This is a genomic window from Mycobacterium sp., assembly GCF_046095365.1.
GTDB lineage: Bacteria > Actinomycetota > Actinomycetes > Mycobacteriales > Mycobacteriaceae > Mycobacterium.
The window spans coordinates 1-3,513 of the sequence record NZ_JBJTJF010000149.1; the positions used below are offsets into that span (position 1 = coordinate 1).

Sequence of the window (3,513 nt, forward strand, 5' to 3'; positions counted from 1 at the left end):
CGCAGCACCTCGTCCAGCGCCGCCCCGTAGTTCTCCGCGAGCTTCTTCTCGTCGAAGGAGGCCTTGCCGATGATGAAGTGCAGGTTGGCCTGCTTGTCGACGCGGAAGTTGATCTTGCCGCCCTTGATGTCCTGAACGGCCTTGGCCACGTCCGGGGTCACGGTGCCGGTCTTGGGGTTGGGCATCAGGCCGCGCGGACCGAGCACCCGGGCGATCCGGCCCACCTTGGCCATCTGGTCGGGAGTGGCGATCGCGGCGTCGAAGTCCAGGAACCCGCCCTGGATCTTCTCGATCAGGTCGTCGCTGCCCACCACGTCGGCGCCGGCCGCCTCGGCCTGCTCGGCCTTCTCCCCCACCGCGAACACCGCGACCCGGGCGGTCTTGCCGGTGCCGTGCGGCAGGCTCACGGTGCCGCGCACCATCTGGTCGGCCTTACGCGGATCCACACCCAGGCGGATGGCCACCTCGACGGTGGCGTCCTGCTTTTTCGAGGAGGTCTCCTTGGCCAGCCTGGCCGCCTCCAGCGGGGTGTACAGACGTTCCCGGTCCACCTTCGCGGCGGCTTCGCGGTAGGCCTTGCTTTTCGTGCTCATTGCTATCCAATCGGTTGTTGGGTCGTGGTCGAACGGGCCGAAGCGGGCCCTCCCACGGGTGGAAAACTACTCGACCGTGATGCCCATCGACCGGGCGGTGCCGGCGATGATCTTGGCGGCCTGGTCGATGTCGTTGGCGTTGAGGTCGGCCTTCTTGGTCTCGGCGATCTCGCGCACCTGGTCCCAGGTCACCTTGGCGACCTTGGTCTTGTGCGGCTCGGCCGACCCCTTCTGCACGCCGGCGGCCTTGAGCAGCAGCCGGGCCGCGGGCGGGGTCTTCAGCTCGAAGGTGAAGCTGCGGTCCTCGTAGACGGTGATCTCCACCGGGATGATGTTGCCGCGCTGGGTTTCCGTCGCGGCGTTGTAGGCCTTGCAGAACTCCATGATGTTGACGCCGTGCTGGCCGAGCGCAGGGCCGACGGGCGGGGCGGGGTTGGCCTGCCCGGCCTGGATCTGCAGCTTGATCATCCCGGAGACCTTTTTCTTGGGAGCCATGGCTGTTGGGTGTTCCTTTCCTCGCGAACGCGGACAAGCGCGTCCGAACTAGATCTTGGCGACCTGGTTGAAGGTCAGTTCGACGGGTGTCTCACGGCCGAAGATGCTGACCAGCACCTTCAGCTTCTGCTGTTCGGCGTTGACCTCGCTGATCGAGGCCGGCAGGGTGGCGAACGGGCCGTCCATGACGGTCACCGACTCGCCGACCTCGAAGTCGACCAGGATCTCCGGACGCTCCAGGCTGGCCTCGGACGAGGCAGCCGCGGCGGAGGTGGTCCTCGCGGCCTTCTTTCCCGCCCCCGGCGGCAGCAGGAACTTCACCACGTCGTCGAGTGACAGCGCGGTGGGCCGAGAGGTCGCCCCGACGAATCCGGTGACGCCGGGGGTGTTGCGCACCGCGCCCCAGGAGTCGTCGTTCAGTTCCATGCGGACCAGGATGTAGCCCGGCAGCACCTTGCGGTTGACCTGCTTGCGCTGGCCGTTCTTGATCTCGGTCACCTCTTCGGTGGGCACCTCCACCTGGAAGATGTAGTCACCGACGTCGAGGTTCTGCACGCGGGTCTCGAGGTTGGCCTTCACCTTGTTCTCGTAGCCGGCATAGGAGTGGATGACGTACCACTGGCCCGGCTTGCCCCGCAGGTCGTTCTTCAGCGCGGTCGCCGGATCCAGCTCCTCCTCGGGAGCTGCGGCCTCGACAACGTCGTCGATCACGTCGACGGCGGCGTCACCCGCGGCCACGTCGCCTTCGGGAGTTGTCACGCTAGTCAGTCCTCTCTACACAACTGCTCTACACAACTGCTTGGTCAGACGGTCTTGTTGCCGAAGATCAGCAGCACCAGCTTGGCCAGACCCAGGTCGACCAGGCTGATCAGCGCGACCATGAAGACCAGGAACAGCAGCACCACCGTCGTGTAGCTGACCATCTGCTTGCGGTTGGGCCAGATGACCTTGCGCAGCTCCGCGGCGACCTGCCTGAGGTAGGTCCAGACGAAGACGAACGGGTTGCGGGTCGGGCCGCTCTTCTCGGCACCGGCCCTCTTGGCCTTCCTCGGCTCGGCCTCGTCGTCGTCAAGGTCCAGGGCGGTGGTCTCGAAGTCGTCGACCTCGGCCAGGGCCGTGCCGCCGGCCCGCTGCCGGGACCGCTTTCCGGTCGGCCGCAGCGGCTGGGTCAGGGCGGCGGTGTTCTCTGCGCCTGCACCCGCGCCGTCGGCACTGTCGCGCTCGTCGCTCACCGCACGCTCCTTTCCGTGGTCCGGGCTCACTTGCCTTCGAGTCTATTCAGTTGAGCAGGGGCGACAGGACTTGAACCTGCAACCTGCGGTTTTGGAGACCGCTGCTCTGCCAGTTGAGCTACGCCCCTCTGCACTTCTCCAATCGGGGCGCCCCCCACATGATTCGCGCGCCCCCCGTCCGGTCCAGCCGAACCGACGGACAGCGCGCTTACGTGGGGAAATCCCGGCTTCCGAGTGTAGCGCGAGACCGGTCTCAGTTACTAATCATGGGTCACAGGCTTGCGCAGCACCTGGCCGGTCTCCGGATCCCATCCGGCCGAGATGGAGTTGTCGCCCTCGTGGCCCATGAGCGTGGTGTAGGCCACCATCACGTCCTCGCCGGTCTCCTCATCCGTCAGGACATTCCGGGAGGTCACGATATCGGCGCCGAACCGTTCGTCGACCGAGTCGATGTACATGGTGGCGCGAACGACGTCGCCCTCAAGGATCGGCCTCAGGAACTGGAACTTCTGGTCCACCTGGACGATCTGCATGGTCTCGAAGCCGACGTCGACGTGCCGGAAGAAGTGCCGCTGGGTCATCACAGCGATGATCGAGACGAAGGTCAGGGGTGCGACCAGCCCGGCATAGCCCAGCTCGGCCGCAGCCTCCGGGTCGATGCTGGCCGGATCATTGGCCTTGACGGAGTTGGCATACTGGCGGATCTGCTCGCGGCCCACCACGAAGGGGTCGGGGTACCTCCAGACCATGCCTCGGATGTCGGTTTTGAGCGCCACGGTTACGCCAGCTTCGCGATCGCGATGGCACGGCCGAAGATCTTCTTGCCGTTGTGGGTGCCGGTCAGGGCGATGGTCACGGTCTTGTTCTCCTCGTCGACCGCCTTGACCCGGCCGGTGAAGACGATGTCGGCGCCGATGCCGTCGTTGGGCACCGGCACGATCGCCGTGAAACGCACGTTGTACTCGATGACCGCGCCCGGGTCCCCCACCCACTCGGTGATGTAGCCGCCGCCCAGGCCCATGGTCAGCATGCCGTGGGCGATCGCGGTGTCCAGGCCGACCTGCTTGGCGATCTCGTCATCCCAGTGGATGGGGTTGAGGTCACCGGACACGCCGGCGTAGTTGACCAGGTCGGCGCGGGTCAGGTTGATGGTCCTCTCGGGCAGCTCGTCGCCGACCTTGACCGAACTGAAT

The 3,513-nt window shown here is 66.0% G+C and carries 6 protein-coding genes and 1 tRNA gene; all 7 read right to left on the reverse strand.

Features of this window, described 5'->3' with window-relative positions; genetic code table 11:
• Positions 1-593 (reverse strand): 50S ribosomal protein L1 (rplA, locus tag ACKOQ4_RS11660; protein WP_526291964.1); only part of this gene is annotated, 593 nt, incomplete at its 3' end.
• Positions 594-659: 66 nt separating this feature from the next.
• A complete protein-coding gene (gene rplK, locus ACKOQ4_RS11665) occupies positions 660-1,088 on the reverse strand; it encodes a 50S ribosomal protein L11 (RefSeq protein ID WP_526291966.1) in 429 nt (142 codons plus the stop codon).
• A 48-nt stretch (positions 1,089-1,136) separates the two neighbouring features.
• Complete coding sequence (nusG, locus tag ACKOQ4_RS11670) at positions 1,137-1,847, reverse strand: transcription termination/antitermination protein NusG (protein ID WP_526291968.1); 711 nt, start codon at positions 1,845-1,847, stop codon at positions 1,137-1,139.
• A 44-nt stretch (positions 1,848-1,891) separates the two neighbouring features.
• On the reverse strand, positions 1,892-2,320 hold the full coding sequence (gene secE / locus ACKOQ4_RS11675) for a preprotein translocase subunit SecE (RefSeq protein WP_526291970.1): 429 nt from the start codon (positions 2,318-2,320) through the stop codon (positions 1,892-1,894).
• Positions 2,321-2,375: 55 nt separating this feature from the next.
• Positions 2,376-2,448 (reverse strand) — tRNA-Trp (locus tag ACKOQ4_RS11680).
• A 132-nt stretch (positions 2,449-2,580) separates the two neighbouring features.
• Positions 2,581-3,096: a (3R)-hydroxyacyl-ACP dehydratase subunit HadC gene (hadC, locus tag ACKOQ4_RS11685; RefSeq protein WP_526291972.1), complete on the reverse strand. Its 516-nt coding sequence runs from the start codon at positions 3,094-3,096 to the stop codon at positions 2,581-2,583.
• A 2-nt stretch (positions 3,097-3,098) separates the two neighbouring features.
• Positions 3,099-3,513, reverse strand: a 415-nt coding sequence (gene hadB / locus ACKOQ4_RS11690) for a (3R)-hydroxyacyl-ACP dehydratase subunit HadB (protein ID WP_526291974.1), incomplete at its 5' end; no start/stop codon positions are given.